This is a genomic window from Burkholderia sp. AU15512 (genome assembly GCF_002223325.1).
GTDB lineage: Bacteria > Pseudomonadota > Gammaproteobacteria > Burkholderiales > Burkholderiaceae > Burkholderia.
Genome location: NZ_NKEX01000006.1, coordinates 1,072,514 through 1,089,975, shown reverse-complemented (window position 1 = coordinate 1,089,975; position 17,462 = coordinate 1,072,514). Strand labels below are relative to the sequence as shown.

Genomic DNA, 17,462 nt, shown 5'->3' with positions numbered 1-17,462 from the left:
GCCGCACGATGACCGACCGACGCCAGTTCATGACCGCGGCGCTGGTCGCGGCAGCGGGCAGCCTTCCATGGCACGCGGTGCAGGCAGCCGCCGCGACCGCGGATCTCGATCCGCGCCAGGCCGGCCGCCCGCGCGCGCAACCCGACGACGCGGCGATCCGTGCGGCAGCCGGCTACCGCTGGGTACGCGACGGCGCGTTCACGGTCGCGATTTCACCGCACGCGCCGCCCGTGTCGGCCTACGCGACCGACGCGCGCACCGTGGTCGGCGCCGATCCCGACTATGCGCAGCTCGTCGCCGACGCGCTCGGCCGCACGCTCGTGCTGCTGCCGATCGCGTGGGCCGACTGGCCGCTCGGGCTGACGTCCGGCAAGTACGACGCGGTGATCTCGAACGTCGGCGTGACCGAGAAGCGCAAGGAGAAATACGATTTCACGACCTACCGGCTCGGGCTGCACGGCTTCTACGTGCGCACCGGCAGCCCGATCGCGAAGCTCGCCGAGCCGAGGGACATTGCCGGCCTGCGCATCATCACCGGCGCGGGGACGAGCCAGGAGCGTATCCTGCTCGAGTGGAACAAGCGCAACGTGGCTCAGGGGCTGAAGCCGGCCGAGCTGCTCTATTTCGACGACGATGCGGCGGCGCGCGTCGCGCTGCTGTCGGGTCGCGCCGATGCGGAGCTGAACCCGAACGCGTCGCTCGCATACGAGGCCGCCCGCACGGGCAAGATCCGCCGCGTCGGCGTCGTCAATGCGGGCTGGCCGGCCAACGCCGACGTGGCGATCGCGACGCGGCGCGGCAGCGGGCTCGCACCCGCGCTGACGCTCGCGACGAATGGGCTGATCGGCAACGGCCGTTACGGGCAGGCGCTCGCGCGCTGGGGCTTGCAGAGTGAAGCGATCGCGCGTGCGGAGACCAATCCGCCGGGGCTGCCGTCGTTTTGACGGCGTCGATGGGGCGATGCCCGACATGACCTCGCCCCGGCATGCCACGATGGCCATGCCGGGGCGCGTCGAAGCAACATCGTTGGCTGCAGGAGCCTACGCCGTCACCGCCGCGTGATACCGGTCGAGTTCCGCGACCTGCGCATGAATCGCCGGAATCAGCTCGCGCCCGTAATCGAGCGCATCGTCCAGCGGATCGAACCCGCGAATCAGGAACGTCGACACGCCGAGCCGGTAATACGCGCCGAGCGCCCGCGCGACCTGTTCGGGCGTGCCGACCAGCGCGGTCGAATTCCAGCGCGCGCCGGTCAGGTTCGCGACGCCCATCCACAGCCGCTCGTCGAGCACGTCGCCTTGCGCGGCCGCCGCCATCAGCCGTTGCGAACCCGCATTCTGCGGCGCATGGCCGGCGATCGGCTGGCCGTTCGCGAGCCGCGCCGCGCGCACGCGCTCGCGGATCGCCTCGGCCTTTTCCCACGCCGCCGCTTCGGTATCAGCCACGATCGGCCGGAACGACACGCTGATGCGCGGCGCCCGCCCGAACGGCGCGGCGGCTTCGCGCACGCGTGCGATCTGCTCGCGCACCGATGCGAGCGGCTCACCCCATGTCATGTAGACATCGGCATGCTCGCCCGCGACCGCCAGCGCAGCCGGCGACGAACCGCCGAAATAGATCGGTACGTGCGGCCGCTGCGCGCCCTTCACGACCGGCGACGCGCCGCGCAGCCGATAGAACGCACCGTCATGGTCGACCGGCGCGTCGGCCTGCCAGATCCGTTTCAGCACATCGAGATATTCGCCGGTGCGGCGGTAGCGCGCATCGTGCGGCGCGAAATCGCCGTCGCGCTGCAGGTCGGCATCGTCGCCGCCCGACACGACGTTCAGCGCCAGCCGGCCGCCGCTGAATACGTCGAGCGTCGCGATCTGCCGCGCGGCGGCCGACGGCACGATCACGCCCGGCCGGTGCGCGAGCAGGAGGCGGAGGCGCTCGGTCGCGGCGGCCGCGAACGACGCGACGATGAAACCGTCCGCCGCGTTGCTGAAATGGCCGACCAGGATCTGGTCGAAGCCGGCGGCCTCGTGCGCCTGCGCGAAGCGGCGCACGTAGTCGGGCTGGACGGCCGCGCCGCCCGGTACGTCGACCTCCGCGCCGGGTGTCGCGGTGATCATGCCGATGATGTCGACTGGCATGTCGGAATGTCCTTGGGGTACTTGATCGAAATTCGCGGCGGAGGCGGCGCGCTTACTGCGCGGCGGCCGTCTTCTGCGCCGGCGCCGCGAACGCGCCCGCATACGAACGGTCGAGCAGCTTCGACGTGTCGTACGCGACCGGAATCACGCCGGCCTTGTGCAGGAAATCGGCCGTGTTCTGCGCGTCCTTCGCGGCCGTCTCGTCGACCGGGCCGACGCGCTGCTTCGCATTGTTGAGCCAGCGGTACGCGACGTCGGGTTCAAGCTTCGCGCGCTTCGCCCACAGGTCCGCATACTCGCGCGGATGGTTGTCGACCCACTGGCGCGCGGCCACCACGCGCCGCAGGAAATCGGTGATCTCGGCACGCTTGCCGGAGACGGCCTGCTCGTTCGCGGCGACGAAGCTCAGCGCCGGCATCAGCCCCTGCGCGGTCGTCACGGCCCGCGCGCCCTGCCGCAACGCGAGCGTGCTGACGAACGGCTCCCACAGCGACACGGCGTCGACCGAGCCGTTCGCAAGCGCGTTGGTCGCATCGATCGGCATCAGGTACGCGTACTTGACCGAATCGGCGCGCAAGCCCGCGTGTTCGAGCGCGCGCAGCACGAGCTGCTGGCTCCACGCGCCGCGCCAGACGGCGATGGTCTTGCCTTGCAGGTCGGCCACGGTGCGCACCGGCGAATCCTTCGGCACGAGAATCGCGACGCCGTCGAGGCTTTGCCGCGACACGGCGACGACCTTCACCGGCGCGCCACGCGCGGCCAGCGTGAGCAGCGCGGAATCGCCGAGAAAGCCGACGTCGATCGCATTGCCGTTCAGCGATTCGGCGACGGGCGCCGCGGCCTGGAAATGCTTCCACTCGATCGTGTAAGGCAGGTCCTTCAGCACGCCGGACGCCTCCATCGACGCCTGGATGTTGAAGTAGTTCTGCTCACCGACGCGCAGCGTGACGGTGTCCTTGGCCATGCCCGGCTGCGCGGCAAGCGCCAGCAAGAGTGCCGTGACGATTCGACTCAACAACGTGATCTCCCGGAGGGTTGGCGGGCGGCCGCGCGAGAGCGGCGCCCGGTGGTCCGCCGTGCACGGTGGCCGGCGGAACGGATGGAACCGCTGAAGATACGTCGATCCTCATCATGAAACAAACGCAATATTCTTCTATGCAAAGATGCAAATGTTTTATGACAAGGCAGGTGTCGCCGGATGCCGCCGGCCGCGCTCGAGGGAATCCGGTTCGAATGAATCCTCGACAGATATTTCGTGCGCGAAATAAATCACGGACTATATTTCGCATACGAAATAACTACCCGTCACGAGGACAGCCATGACCTCTGAGCCCATCGAGTTTTCCGCCGCCGACGGCTACGCGCTGCACGGCACGCTGTGGTCGCCGGACGCGCCGCCGCGCGCGCTGGTGCTGATCCATCCGGCAACGGCCGTGCCGGAGCGGCTGTATGCGGGCTTCGCGCGCTTCCTGACCGAACGCGGCTTCGCGGCGCTCACCTACAACTATCGCGGCATCGGCGCGTCTCGCCCCGCGCGCCTGGGTGCGTTGAAGGCCCGCATGCGCGACTGGATGGAGCTGGACGTGGGCGCCGCGACCGCGTGGGCGCGGCAGGCGTACGAAGGGTTGCCGCTGCTGGCGGTCGGCCATAGCGTCGGCGGGCACGCGATCGGGCTGTCCGCCGCGACGCCGCACCTGCGTGCGGCCGTGCTGGTCGCCGCGCATGCGGGCAGCACGCGGCTGATCACGCAGGCGGCCGAACGCCTGAAGGTGCGGCTGATCCTGCGCGTGCTCGGCCCGCTGATGTCGGCGCTGCTCGGCTACGTGCCCGGCAAGCGGCTCGGGCTCGGCGAGGACATGCCGGCCGGCGTGTTCCGCGAATGGAGCCGCTGGACCACGCTGCCGCACTATTTCTTCGACGATCCGACACTCGGCGCGGCCGAGCGTTACGCGAAACAGCAGTTGCCGATCCTCGCGCTCGGCTTCGACGACGACCCGTGGGCGAACCCGCCTGCGATCGGGCTGCTGGTAAGCTATCTGACCCGCGCGACGGTCGAACGCCGCCAGATCGATCCGCACGCGGCGGGCAGCGGCCCGGTCGGGCACATGGGCTTCTTCCGCAGCCGCCCCGGCACCGTGCTGTGGCCCGACGTGGCCGACTGGCTCGCGCAGGCGCTCGACACGCCGCGCGCCGCGGGCCGTCCCTCCCTTTCCATTGCAGCCGGGAACCCAGCTTGAGCGAAGACAGACGACTGTTTTTCATGTTGAACATCGGCCAGCGGCGCGTGCAGCGCTGGATCGACCGCAAGGCGGAGACCAAGACGCGCGCGAGCGCCGCGCAGGCCGGCGCGCTGTTCTGTCTCGCGAAACAGGATGGCGCACTGATCGGTGAAGTCGGCGCCGCGCTGCAGCTCGCGCCGTCCGCGATGACGGGGCTCGCCGACCGGATGGCGAAAGCCGGCCTCATTACGCGTCACGCCGATTCGGATGACGGCCGCGCGACGCGCCTGTATCTCACCGATGAAGGCCACGCCGCGCTCAAGCGTGCGCGCGTGCTGCTGCGCGAACTCAACGGCAAGCTGTGCGACGGGTTTTCCGACGACGAACTCGATGTCGTCGCGCGCTGGCTGCATGCGTTGCAGGAGCGGTTTCCGGCGGAGCGCTGAGCGGCGTGGTGCCGTCGGTCCATTGACGGCACGTGCGCGGCGCGCATCACGTCAATGCATGTCCGTCAGCACGATGCGCCCGTCGACCTTGCCTTCGCGCAGCTTTGCGAACACGTCGTTGATGTTGCCGAGCCGGTCGCGATGGATATGCGCGCGCACCAGGCCATCGGCCGCGAAATCGAGCGATTCCTGCAGGTCGCGCCGCGTACCGACGATCGACCCGCGCACGGTGATGCCGTTCAGCACGGTCGAGAAGATCGGCAACGGGAAATCGCCCGGCGGCAAGCCGTTGAGCGCCACCGTGCCGCCGCGCCGCACCATCCCGAGCGCCTGCGCGAACGCGCTGCGCGACACGGCCGTGACGAGCACGCCGTGCGCACCGCCGATCTCCTTCTGGATCACCTTGGCCGGATCGTCGATCGACGCGTCGATCGTCAGTTCCGCGCCGAGCTGCCGCGCCAGCGCGAGCTTGTCGGGTGAAATGTCGATGGCCGCGACGTGCAGGCCCATCGTACGCGCATACTGCACGGCCACGTGCCCGAGGCCGCCGATGCCGGAGATCGCGAGCCACTGGCCCGGGCGCGTATCGGTGACGCGAATGCCCTTGTAGACGGTGACACCCGCGCACAGGATCGGCGCGATCTCGTCGAACGCAACCTGCGCGGGCAAATGGCCGACGTAGTCGGGATCGGCCAGCACGTATTCCGCGTAGCTGCCGTTCACCGAATAACCGGTGTTCTGCTGGCCGTGGCACAGCGTTTCCCAACCCGTGTGGCAGTACTCGCAATGGCCGCAGGCCGTGTAGAGCCACGGCACGCCCACGCGATCCCCCTCGCGCACGTGCGTGACGCCCGCGCCCACCGCCGCGACGACGCCCACGCCTTCATGCCCCGGAATGAACGGCAACGTCGGCTTGACCGGCCAGTCGCCATCGGCCGCGTGCAGGTCGGTATGGCACACACCCGACGCCTTGATGTTGACGAGGATCTGGCCGGGCCCCGGCGTCGGCACGGGCACTTCCTCGATGCGCAGCGGTTCGCCGAATGCGTGCACGACGGCCGCTTTCATGGTTTGGGTCATAGGTCGCTCCTGCCTGGTCGATGAGCGATCCAGTATCCGGTTCCGGAATCGAACGACGTTGATACGCATCAACACGCAGGCAATGCACGGCGATGGCCACCGCTACAAGGCGTCGCACCGTCGCGCGACGCGGAATCGCGCTGGCTCCCGACTCAGGAGCGGAGGTCCGCGCCCGCAGCATCGATCAGCGCAGGGCTGCTTCGGGCGGGCCGCTTCGACGAACACCGAACGCGGGCAGCACGCACCTGGCCAGCGTATCGGCAACGCATCGGCCGTCGGCGTGCGCATCGCGTCATCCGGTTCAGGCGATCGCTCCGAACACCGCGCAGGCAGTTTCCGCTCCCGCCGCCATTCCCCCCATCCGCCAGAAACCCGACAGGATCCCGCCATTCGGCTTGGATTTTGAAATGATATAACATATCATTTCGCGTGCTCGTCCGCCTGTCGCCGTTCCACTGTGGGTGGCCGAGCCTCGCCGAGCGATGTTCCAACGGGGTCACTGCGCGTCGCAGACGCAACAATATATCGTATCCAGCCGTGACCTGCATCGCTCGTTATCCGATCCGATTCCAACCGATTCACCGACCATGCGCGACCTCCCTCGTCTACCGCTTCGCCCGCTCTCGTCCCTTTCGCTGATGCTGTTCGCCGCCGTCGCGCACGCGCAGACCGAACCGCCCGCCGGGTCCGGCACGCCGCCGACCACCACGCTCGCCCCGATCTTCGTGACCGCGAACCCGCTCGGCGACAACGAACTGATCGCACCGACCGCCCAGCTTTCCGGCGATGCGCTGACGCGCCGCCAGGCCGATTCGCTCGGCGAAACGCTGAACGGGCTGCCCGGCGTGTCGACCACCACCTACGGGCCGATGGTCGGCCGCCCGATCATCCGCGGGATGGATGGCGACCGGATCCGGCTGCTGCAGAACGGCGTCGCGGCGTACGACGCGTCGTCGCTGTCGTACGACCATGCGGTGCCGCAGGACCCGCTGTCGATCGAACGCGTCGAGATCGTGCGCGGCCCGGCCGCGCTGCTGTACGGCGGCAATGCGGTGGGCGGCGTCGTCAACACGATCGACAACCGGATTCCGCGCGAAGCGATCCAGGGCGTGACGGGGGCGCTCGACGCGCGCTACGGCGGCGCGAACTCGGTGCGCGCGGGCGCCGCGCAGGTCGAAGGCGGCAACGGCCGCTTCGCGTTCCACGTCGATGCGTTCGACCGCGAGACGAGCAAGCTGCGAATTCCCGGCTACGCGCGCAGCAGCGCGCAACGCGCGATCGACGGCCCCGACGCGCCGCAGCCGTACGGCAACGTACCGAACAGCGACGGCCGCGTGCACGGCGGCGCGGTGGGCGCGTCGTACACGTGGGCGGACGGCTTCGCGGGCCTGTCCTACAGCGGCTACGAATCGAACTACGGCTCCGTCGCGGAAAGCGACGTGCGGCTGCGGATGCGCCAGGAGCGCCTGGCGCTCGCATCCGAGGTGCGCAACCTGAGCGGGCCGTTCACGAAGCTGAAATTCGACTTCGCGTACACCGACTACCGTCACAAGGAAGTCAACAACGGCGAAACCGCGACCACCTTCCGCAATCGCGGCTACGAGGCCCGCATCGAGGCAACGCACCGCAAGATCGGGCCGTTCGAAGGCGCGATCGGCGTGCAGTTCGGCCAGAACACGTTCTCCGCACTCGGCGACGAATTGCTCGTGCCGTCCACGCGCACCAACAGCGTCGCGCTGTTCGGCCTCGAGGAATGGCAGGTCGTCCCGGCGCTGAAGCTGAGCCTCGGCGGCCGCTTCGAGCACGTGAAGGTCGATCCCGATCCGGCCGGCGTCGAGAAATTCGCGGGGGCGCAGCCGCGCGAATTCAACGCGGGCAGCCTGTCGGCCGGCGCACTGTTCTCGCTGACGCCCGTGTGGTCGGTGGCGGCCAACGTCGCGTACACCGAACGCGCGCCGACCTTCTACGAGCTGTATTCGAACGGCCCGCACGATGCGACCGGCCAGTTCCTGATCGGCAACCCGAACGCGTCGAAGGAAAAGGCCGTGTCGACCGACCTGTCGCTGCGCTACGCGAGCGGGCCGAATCGCGGCAGCGTCGGCGTGTTCTACAACCGCTTCTCGAACTACCTGACCGAGTACAACACCGGCCGCGTCGTGAACGGCGACGACGAGCCCGTCGCGCCCGGCACCGACGGCGCGCTCAACGAAGCGATCTATCGCGGCGTGCGCGCCGAGTTCTACGGCATCGAGCTGGACGGCAAGTGGCGTGCGTTCGCGCGGCGCGGCCATACGGTCGACCTCGAACTGACCGCCGACTACACGCATGCGCGCAACGTCGACACGGGCCAGCCGCTGCCGCGTATCGCACCGCTGCGCGCGACGCTCGCGGCCGACTACGGTTACGGCCCGTTCGGCGCGCGTGCGCAGGTCACGCACGCGTGGTCGCAGCATCGCGTGCCCGACAACGATTTCTCGACGGACGGCTACACGTCGCTCGGCGTGATGCTGACGTACAAGTTCCGCGTCGGCCCGACGCACTGGCTCGCGTACCTGCGCGGCGACAACCTGACGAACCAGGAAATCCGCTATTCGACCTCGGTCGTGCGCGGCTTCGCGCCACAGGGCGGCCGCAGCGTGATGGCCGGGTTGCGCACCACGTTCTGACCCTCTCGTGGTCCGCGGCGCCCGCCGCGGGCCTCTCTCCGGCGCCCCTCCCTGCGTCGCGAGTTTCCGTTGATCCGCGATAACCGCCAATCGTGCGGCATTCGCCGGCGACGCTCACCGGTTCCCTCCCCAATTAAATACAAATCGATTCCCGATATTCATCCATAAATCGAAACAGATTCATCAGACAATTATTATCAAAACAAGTGCTTTTGTTTCACCTACGAAAACCGGTTTCAAATTCCACATATAAACCTTTTAATCACGGGCACTCCGCCGATTTTTGATCAAAATCAGGAACGCCCGCCTGGCAACGATTCCAGCGCTAAAAAAACTAATATCAGGGTTTTCGAAGGGTAAAGAATCATCCCGTATACCCGTTAATGCCGACACGAGCCCGTATCTGGTCGAACAATAAATTCAATTCGTCAACCACACGCACAGAGGCACACTGTGAAAATCGCCAGAATGAGCATCAAGACAAAACTCCTTGGCGGCTTCGGCCTGCTCGCCGCGGTCGTCGTGATCGTGTCGGGCATGGCACTCAAGGCGCTATCCGATACCAACGCCGAATTTTCCCGCTACATGAACGGCATCAATGCGCGGGCGACCGTTTCCGCGCAAATCCGCACCGCGGTCGACCGGCGCGCGATCGCCGCGCGCAACCTCGTGCTCGTGACCAAGCCGTCCGACGTCGAGCTCGAACTGGCCGAGGTGAACCAGGCGCACAAGGACGTGCAGGATCACCTCGCGAAGCTCAAGGACCTGATGGCGAACGCGACGGACACCTCCGATCGCGCGCGCGAACTGGTGGCCGACATCGTGCGCATCGAAGGCAGCTACGGGCCCGTCGCCCTGCGCATCGTCGGGCTCGCGCAGGCCGGCAAGAAGGACGAGGCGATCGCCGACATCGACGACAACTGCCGGCCGTTGCTCGCGCAACTGGTGCGCGCAACCGATGCATACGCAACCTATACGCATGAACGCGAGCTCGCGATCGCGCAGCAGTTCGCGGATCGCTATGCGATGGAACGCAACCTGCTGGCCGGCATCTGCCTGATCGCGGTCGTGGTCGCGGCATCCGGCGGCCTGTGGCTGACGCGCAAGATCACGGTGCCGATCGGCTCGGCCGTGGACGTCGCGCGCACGGTCGCGAACGGCGACCTCGGCAGCCGCATCGACGTGAGCGGCAACGACGAGACGCGCGATCTGCTCGACGCGCTGCGAACGATGAACGAGCGGCTGATCGGCATCGTCGGCCGCGTGCGCGATTCGTCGAACAGCATCGCGCATGCGGTGAGCGAGATCGCATCGGGCAACCTCGACCTGAGCCAGCGCACCGAGGAACAGGCCGCGTCGCTGCAGGAAACCGCCGCGACGATGGAGGAATTCACGTCGACGGTGCGCCTGAACGCGGAGAACGCGCAACAGGCCAGTTCGCTCGCCGCGAACGCATCGGACGTCGCGCAGCGCGGCAGCGCGGTGGTCGGCCGCGTGGTCGACACGATGACGGAGATCGGCCACAGCTCGTCGAAGATCGCGGACATCACGGGCATCATCGAAGGCATCGCGTTCCAGACCAACATCCTGGCGCTGAACGCGGCCGTCGAAGCCGCGCGTGCGGGCGAACAGGGGCGCGGCTTCGCGGTGGTCGCAAGCGAGGTGCGCAGCCTCGCGCAACGTTCGTCGACGGCGGCGAAGGAGATCAAGGAACTGATCTCCGCGTCGGTGCAGACGATCCGCGACGGTTCCGAACTCGCGGGCGAAGCCGGCAAGACGATGTCGGACGTCACGCAGGCCGTCGCGCGCGTGACGGACATCATGGGCGAGATCGCGGCCGCGTCGGCCGAGCAGAGCCGCGGCATCGACCAGGTGAACCTGACGATCACGCAGATGGACGAGACGACCCAGCAGAACGCGGCGCTCGTCGAGCAGGCCGCGGCCGCATCGAAGTCGCTCGAGGCGCAAGGCCGCGAGCTGTCCGAAACGGTGGCCGCGTTCCGGATGCCGTCCGGCACGCACGGGGCGTCGCCCGGCGAGTACGCGCATGAGCCCGCCACGCATCACTGGCAACCGGCCACTGTATAGCCACGGAACTGCGTAACCGATACCGCAAAGGGACGACGATGCGCCCGCTGTTCCGCCGATCCGCCTGCGTCACGCTTGCGCGCCCCGCGCGAAGCGCGGCCGCACGCGGCACGCGGTGCAGTTGCGTATCGTCGCCGTCCGGCGCGGCCGGTTCGCCTGCACGACGTCGCGCTTCGCCGATTCGCGTCACGCATGCGCGGCACGCCTACGCGCCGCTCGGTGCCGCTCGCGCGTCGTCGCAGCCGCGGCATCGCCGGTTGCTGCCACCGACCGGCGCGGGCCACGGGCGCACGTCATGAAATGCCCATCGTCACGCTCGATCGCGCGTGACGTGCGCGCTTGCGCATCACGCGCCGCGCGCTGAATCGGCAGCGCTGCGCAAGTTTCGATCCCGCGCATGTTTCTCACGTTGCCACACCGCCGACATGGAGATCGCGCTGCATTCGCACGCGCATCGCTCGCCGATGCAGACTTTTAAAACAGCCGAATGACGAGTATGCTTAAAAAAGCACTCCCCGTTCGAACGGCGAATCGCGTGCCCTGATTCCCGTCCGATCGCATTGCGGCCCCATCGTTCTGCGCGCACCGCGCATCGATGGCGGCGTCTGCTTCTCGCGCCACGGCCGCACGAACCTTTCCCTCAACAATCGTCAGGAGAGCTGGTGAGCCGACTCGTCGTCGTATCCAATCGCATTGCAGATCCCCGTAAAGCCGCGGCCGGCGGGCTCGCCGTCGCCGTGAAGGACAGCCTGCAGGAATCCGGCGGCGTCTGGTTCGGCTGGAGCGGGAGGCTACGCGGCGGCGACGACCAGCCTGCGCACGGCGACGAGGTGCAGATCCAGAACGTCGGCGGCATCCAGCTCGCGACGATCGATCTCGATCCGCAGGATTACGACGCGTACTACCTCGGTTATTCGAACAACGTGCTGTGGCCGGTGTTTCACTACCGGCTCGATCTCGCGCAGTTCGACCGCCGCTTCGCCGACGGCTACCGGCGCGTGAACCAGCTGTTCGCGCGCAAGCTGCGCACGCTGCTGCGCCCCGACGACACCATCTGGGTCCACGACTACCAGCTGATTCCGCTCGCCGCCGAGCTGCGCGCGATGGGCTGCACGAACCCGATCGGCTTCTTCCTGCACATTCCGATGCCGCCGCCGCCGATCATGGCCGCGATCCCGGAACACGAATGGCTGATGCGTTCGCTGTTCGCCTACGATCTCGTCGGCTTCCAGACCGAGTCGGACCTGCTTCACTTCGAGCATTACGTCGAAGCGGAAGCCGGCGCCGCGCGGCTGCCCGACGGCCGCCTGCGCGCGTTCGGCCGCACGCTGTCGGCCGGCGCGTTCCCGATCGGCATCAACGTCGACGAGTTCGAATCGCTCGCGCGCGATCGCGACGGCCTCGACATGTTCGAGCGGATGCGCGATGAATACTCGCGCCGCCAGTTGCTGGTCGGCGTCGACCGGCTCGACTACACGAAGGGGCTGCCGCAGCGCGTGAATGCGTTCCGGCAGTTGCTCGAGCAATATCCGGAGAACCGCAACCGCGCGACGCTGATCCAGATCGCCGCGCCGAGCCGCGAGGATCTCGGCGCGTACGACGACCTGCGGCGCGAGATGGACAGCCTGTGCGGCGCGATCAACGGCGACTACGGCGAACTCGAATGGATGCCGATGCGCTACATTCACCGCACCGTCGCGCGCAAGCGCTTGCCGGGTCTCTACCGCGCGAGCCGCGTCGCGCTCGTCACGCCGCTGCGCGACGGGATGAACCTCGTCGCGAAGGAATTTCTCGCCGCACAGGATGCCGCCGATCCGGGCGTGCTCGTGCTGTCGCGTTTCGCCGGCGCGGCCGAGCAGTTGAAGTCGGCACTGCTCGTCAATCCGTACGACACGCAAGGCACCGCGCAGGCGATCCAGCGCGCGCTCACGATGCCGCTCGAAGAGCGCCGCCAGCGCCACGCAGCGCTGATGGCGATCGTGCGCAAGACCGACGTGCACTGGTGGCGCACGCGCTTTCTCAACGCGCTCGCCGAAGCGGCCGAAGTCGCGGCCGCGACCGAATCCTGACCGACCTGACGCGCGCTCACGCGTCCGTCGCCGCGTGCTCGAGCGCCGCGCCGTTCACGTCGCACAGGTCGACCGACACCGGAATGCCTTCGCGCAGGCTCTCCGTCAGTACGCAATACGCATCGAACTGATCGAGCACGCGCGTCGCGGCTGCGAGATCGGCCCATGTCTTGCCGATCGACAGCCGTACCGACATCGCGCCCACGCGCACCCGGCCCGCCTCGTTCTGCACCATGTCGACGTCGATGTGCGCGGCAATCGGCTGCGGATCGACCTGCTGCTTTTCCAGCGCGAACTGCAGGCTCGCCGCGAGACAGGTCGCGACGGCCGCGGCCAACAACCGGATCGGGTTCGGCCCGCGTCCGTCGCCGTGCGGCGGCGGTTCGTCGGTGAGCACCGGTGCCAGCGTCGTGCCGGCGAATACCACTTCGAAACAGAACCGCGCCTGCTGCGCGACATCGACCGATACGTGCGCCTCGCTCATGGCGACTCCGTGGAGATCAACGGGGAAAGGAATGACGGCACGCAGTCGCTTCGACGCGCGCCGCTCGCCGGTTCATGGCATCTTCAGCGCTCGGGTTCGCGTGGCGGCCCGTACGCGACGAAATCGCGCTCGATCGAGGACGCCTGCTCTGTCTCGACCGTGCCGCCGCGTGCGCCGGCTGCGTCGTCCGGAGCCGGCACCGACGCCGTGGCGGCCGGCGGTTCGGCGCGCCCGTCGATCAGCGCCTGCAGCGCATCACGTTCGAGCACTTCGCATTGCAGCAGCCGGCGCGCGATGCGTTCCAGCGCATCGCGACGTTCGCCGAGCGTCGCCGCGACGCGCGCATGCGCGTCGGTCAGCAACGTATGCACCTCGTCGTCGATCATCCGCGCGGTGTGCTCGCTGCAGCGCCCGTCGCCCGCATGCCATACGCCCGGCATGCCGGTACGCGTGTCGCCGTCATCGAAAGTCACCAGCCCGATCTTCTCGCTCATCCCGTACTGCATGACCATGTGGCGCGCCATCGCGGTCGCGCGCTCGAGATCGTTCTGCGCACCCGTCGACACGTCGCCGAACACGAGTTCCTCGGCAGCGCGGCCGCCGAGCAGCGCATCGATCCGGTCGAGCAGCTCGCTTCGACGCAACACGTAGCGATCCTCGGTCGGTACCTGCTGCGTATAGCCGAGCGCCGCGACACCGCGCGGAATGATCGACACCTTCTTCACCGGATCGCAATGCGCGCGGCTTTCCGCGACGAGCGCGTGGCCGGCTTCGTGATACGCGATGGTCAGCTTCTCCTGCGCGTTCATCACGCGGCTCTTGCGTTCGAGGCCCGTCAACGCGCGGTCGATCGCCTCGTCGAAATCGGCCATGCCGATCGCCGGCTTGCCGAGTTCGGCCGCATGCAGCGCGGCCTCGTTGACGACGTTCGCGAGATCCGCGCCGACGAAGCCCGGCGTGCGCGATGCGAGTTCGCCGAGATCGACGTCGGCCGCGAGCTTCACGCGCTTCACGTGCACGCCGAGGATCTGCCTTCGGCCATTCACGTCGGGCCGGTCGATCGCGATGTGGCGATCGAAGCGGCCCGGCCGCAGCAGCGCGGGATCGAGGATCTCGGGCCGGTTCGTCGCGGCCATGATGATCACGCCGGAGCCGGCCTGGAAGCCGTCCATCTCGACGAGCAACTGATTGAGCGTCTGCTCGCGTTCGTCGTTGCCCGACATCGGGCCGACGCCGCGCACCTTGCCGAGCGCATCGAGCTCGTCGACGAACACGATGCACGGCGCCTTCTGCTGCGCCTGCTCGAACAAGTCGCGCACGCGCGCCGCGCCCACGCCGACGAACATCTCGACGAACGCCGAGCCGCTGATCGAGAAGAACGGCACGGCCGCCTCGCCGGCCACCGCGCGCGCGAGCAGCGTCTTGCCGGTGCCCGGCGCGCCGACCACGAGCACGCCCTTCGGAATCTTGCCGCCGAGCCGCTGGTAACGGTCGGGGTTGCGCAGGAACGCGACGAGCTGCTGCAGCTCGGCCTTCGCTTCGTCGATGCCCGCGATATCGTCGAACGTGATGCCGGTTTCCTGCTGCACGTACACCCGCGCCCGGCTCTTGCCCATCCCGGTGAAATCCTGCAGCCCGCCGCGCCGGCGCAGCATCATATTCCAGATGAACACGAACAGCACGAGCGGCAGCAGCCACGACGCCAGCGATGCGATCCAGCTCGTGTCGGACGCACCGTGATAGCGGATGCCGGCGGCGGTCAGCGTGTCGGTCAGGTGCTCGTCGGTCACGCGGTTGGTCGTGAAGCGCCACGGCGCGCCGGCCTGCCGCACGGCCGCGGCTTCGGACGCCGGCAGCATCGTGCCGGCCTGCGGCATCTTCAGCGTGCCCGAGATCGATACGGGGCCGACTTCGAGATCGTCGACGAGCCGGGCGGCGACGAGCTGGTGGAAATCGCTGTACGCGATCGGTGCCGACGTCGGGCGCAGCATCAGCAACTGCGCGGCGAACAGCACGAAGAAGCCCGCCGCGATCAGCAATCCCGGGTAGTCGAATTTCCTGTCCATGGCGTCGGGCCGGACGTGCGCGCTACGCTTGCGTTGCGCGGCACGGCGGACGGGTGCGGGCACGCGCGCAACCGGCGCGCGCCATCGGCGGCCATGCGGAAGCGGCATTCATGCGCGCCATCGTCGCCTCGCTTCATCGCCTCGTTCGTCGCATCAAATGGCTCCGCGGCGACGCCGTCGGCCGGCGCCGCCGGGCAATCCTCGCCCGGGCAGCACGCTGCGACGCGCCGCCCCTGAATCCAGTCTAGTTCGCGCGCGGGCGTCGCGCATGGCCCGGGACGCGCGTCGAATCGTCCGACAAACACCTTTCATCCGCCCCCGTTGCCGCGTTATAGTCGCGTTCGTGACATTTTTGTGACAGATGGATCGCGCCAGCCCATCCGTCACCGGGGCCGTTGCTTTCCATCCCGCGGCGCGGCAGCCTGTGCGACGCCGCCGCGCATCACGCCCCCGTCCACCCGCCCATTCGAGGAACCCACGACGTGAACGACACCCCCGATCGCCCCGACGACTTTCCCGCCGATCCCGACCGCCGCCGCGTGCTCGGCAGCCTCGCCGCGCTCGGTGCGGGTGTCGCGCTCAGCGGTTGTGAAACCACCGCAGGCAGCGCGCCGCGTTCGGCTGCCGACCTGCGCATCGACGAAGCGTTGCGCCAGCGCGTGCGCCACATCGTCGTGATCTATGCGGAAAACCGCAGCTTCGCGAACTTGTACGGCGATTTTCCGGGCGTGCGCCATCCGCTTAGCGAGGTGCGCCCCGAGCACGCGCAGCAGCTCGATCGCGACGGCAAGACGCCGCTGCCCGTGCTGCCGAAGATCTGGGGCGGGCTCGTGCCGCAGGCACAGGAAGTGGACGGCAAGCGCTACGCGATCGCCGAGCGCGACATCGACAAGCTGCCGAACGCGCCGTTCCTGATCAAGGACGCGCAGGGCAACCCGCTGCCCAACAGCGTGATCACGCGCGACCTGTGGCACCGCTTCTACCAGAACCAGATGCAGATCGCGGCCGGCCGCAACAACCAGTTCGCCGCGTGGGCCGATTCGGGCGGCCTCGTGATGGGTCATTACCGCAATTCGGCCGACACGCTGCGGCTGTGGAATCTCGCGCGGCAATACACGCTGTGCGACAACTTCTTCATGGCGGCCTTCGGCGGGTCATGGATGAACCACATGTTCCTGATCTCCGCACAGCCGCCGCTGTATCCGGACGCGCACAAGCATCCGCATGCGGCGAAGCTGCTGTCGAAGGTCGAAGGCGACGATCCAACCGGTACGCGCCTGAAGCTCGCCGACAATTCGCCCGCGTCCGCGCTCGACGGCCCGCCGAAGTTCGTGGCCGACGGCCCGCTGACGCCGGACGGCTACGGCGTGAACACGATGGCGCCGCCGTACCAGCCGAGCTACGTGCCGCCGCCCGATCCGGGCAACGCCGCGTATGCGGATCCGGCCGACCATCGCGTGATGCCGCCGCAGGGCTATGCGACGATCGGCGACCGCCTGTCGGAAAAGAACGTCGACTGGGCGTGGTACAGCGGCGCATGGCAATACGCGCTCGAGCATCGCGACACGGGCACCGTGCCCGATTTCCAGTACCACCACCAGCCGTTCAACTATTTCGCGAACTACGCGCCGGGCACCGACGCGCGCCGCAAGCACCTGCGCGACGCGGGGCTCGGCGACGAGCCGTCGACCAACCACTTCATCGCCGACATCGACGCGGGCCGCCTGCCGGCCGTCACGTTCTACAAGCCGCAGGGCAACCTGAACATGCACGCGGGCTACGCGGACATCGAATCGGGCGACCGTCACATCGCGACCGTGATCGACCATATCCGGCGCGGGCCGCAATGGGACCACACCGTGATCGTGATGACGCACGACGAGAACGGCGGCTGGTGGGATCACGTCGCGCCGCCGGAAGGCGATCGCTGGGGGCCGGGTTCGCGGATTCCGGCGCTTGTGATCTCGCCGTTCGCGAAGAAGGGCTTCGTCGATCACACGCTGTACGACACGAACTCGATCCTGCGCTTCATCAGCCGCGTGCACGGGCTCGCGCCGCTCGACGGCGTGGTTGCACGCAACAAGGCGTTCGCCGCGCGCGGTGCGACGCCGCCGGGTGATCTGACGAATGCGCTCGATCTCGGTTAAGGGTCGACTGGCCTGACTGGCCGGCCGCCTGGCTGCTTGAAACGACGACGCCCCGGGCAATG

Annotated in this window: 12 protein-coding genes; 7 read left to right on the top strand and 5 right to left on the bottom strand. The window is 68.1% G+C overall.

Translation table 11 applies throughout. The annotated features are described in order from the left end of the window. Positions 1–8: 8 nt before the first annotated feature. The gene (locus tag CFB43_RS24280; protein WP_089496900.1) at positions 9–944 is read left to right on the top strand and encodes an ABC transporter substrate-binding protein; all 936 of its coding nucleotides are present in this window, start codon (positions 9–11) and stop codon (positions 942–944) included. A 96-nt stretch (positions 945–1,040) separates the two neighbouring features. Here CFB43_RS24280 and CFB43_RS24275 read toward each other — a convergent pair whose 3' ends face one another. After that, complete coding sequence (locus tag CFB43_RS24275) at positions 1,041–2,135, bottom strand: LLM class flavin-dependent oxidoreductase (RefSeq protein ID WP_089496899.1); 1,095 nt, start codon at positions 2,133–2,135, stop codon at positions 1,041–1,043. Between the two features lie 52 nt (positions 2,136–2,187). Next, positions 2,188–3,153: an ABC transporter substrate-binding protein gene (locus CFB43_RS24270; protein ID WP_179254893.1), complete on the bottom strand. Its 966-nt coding sequence runs from the start codon at positions 3,151–3,153 to the stop codon at positions 2,188–2,190. 301 nt (positions 3,154–3,454) lie between these two features. On the opposite strand from CFB43_RS24270, the gene CFB43_RS24265 reads away from it, so the two are divergent. Next, a complete protein-coding gene (locus CFB43_RS24265; protein WP_089496898.1) occupies positions 3,455–4,372 on the top strand; it encodes an alpha/beta hydrolase family protein in 918 nt (305 codons plus the stop codon). After that, complete coding sequence (locus CFB43_RS24260; RefSeq protein ID WP_089496897.1) at positions 4,369–4,800, top strand: MarR family winged helix-turn-helix transcriptional regulator; 432 nt, start codon at positions 4,369–4,371, stop codon at positions 4,798–4,800. Before CFB43_RS24265 ends, CFB43_RS24260 begins: the two co-directional genes overlap by 4 nt. A 51-nt stretch (positions 4,801–4,851) precedes the next feature. Here CFB43_RS24260 and adhP read toward each other — a convergent pair whose 3' ends face one another. Beyond that, entirely contained in the window at positions 4,852–5,880 is a 1,029-nt protein-coding gene (adhP, locus tag CFB43_RS24255; protein ID WP_089496896.1) for an alcohol dehydrogenase AdhP, read from the bottom strand. A 587-nt stretch (positions 5,881–6,467) separates the two neighbouring features. On the opposite strand from adhP, the gene CFB43_RS24250 reads away from it, so the two are divergent. The 3 genes from CFB43_RS24250 (at position 6,468) to otsA (ending at position 12,703) form a co-directional block, all read left to right on the top strand. Beyond that, positions 6,468–8,546 carry a TonB-dependent receptor gene (locus tag CFB43_RS24250; RefSeq protein WP_256990116.1) on the top strand — a complete coding sequence of 693 codons (2,079 nt, stop codon included), beginning with the start codon at positions 6,468–6,470 and terminating at the stop codon, positions 8,544–8,546. Positions 8,547–9,014: 468 nt separating this feature from the next. Further along, the gene (locus tag CFB43_RS24245; RefSeq protein ID WP_089496894.1) at positions 9,015–10,634 is read left to right on the top strand and encodes a methyl-accepting chemotaxis protein; all 1,620 of its coding nucleotides are present in this window, start codon (positions 9,015–9,017) and stop codon (positions 10,632–10,634) included. Between the two features lie 662 nt (positions 10,635–11,296). Beyond that, complete coding sequence (otsA, locus tag CFB43_RS24235; RefSeq protein ID WP_089496892.1) at positions 11,297–12,703, top strand: alpha,alpha-trehalose-phosphate synthase (UDP-forming); 1,407 nt, start codon at positions 11,297–11,299, stop codon at positions 12,701–12,703. A 16-nt stretch (positions 12,704–12,719) separates the two neighbouring features. Here the strand turns inward: otsA and CFB43_RS24230 are convergent, their stop codons facing one another. Further along, entirely contained in the window at positions 12,720–13,187 is a 468-nt protein-coding gene (locus CFB43_RS24230) for an OsmC family protein (RefSeq protein WP_089496891.1), read from the bottom strand. Between the two features lie 83 nt (positions 13,188–13,270). Next, the gene (gene ftsH / locus CFB43_RS24225) at positions 13,271–15,253 is read right to left on the bottom strand and encodes an ATP-dependent zinc metalloprotease FtsH (protein WP_089498123.1); all 1,983 of its coding nucleotides are present in this window, start codon (positions 15,251–15,253) and stop codon (positions 13,271–13,273) included. Positions 15,254–15,735: 482 nt separating this feature from the next. Between ftsH and CFB43_RS24215 the strand changes: the two genes are divergently transcribed. Then, entirely contained in the window at positions 15,736–17,400 is a 1,665-nt protein-coding gene (locus CFB43_RS24215; protein WP_089496890.1) for an acid phosphatase, read from the top strand. Positions 17,401–17,462 lie beyond the last annotated feature (62 nt).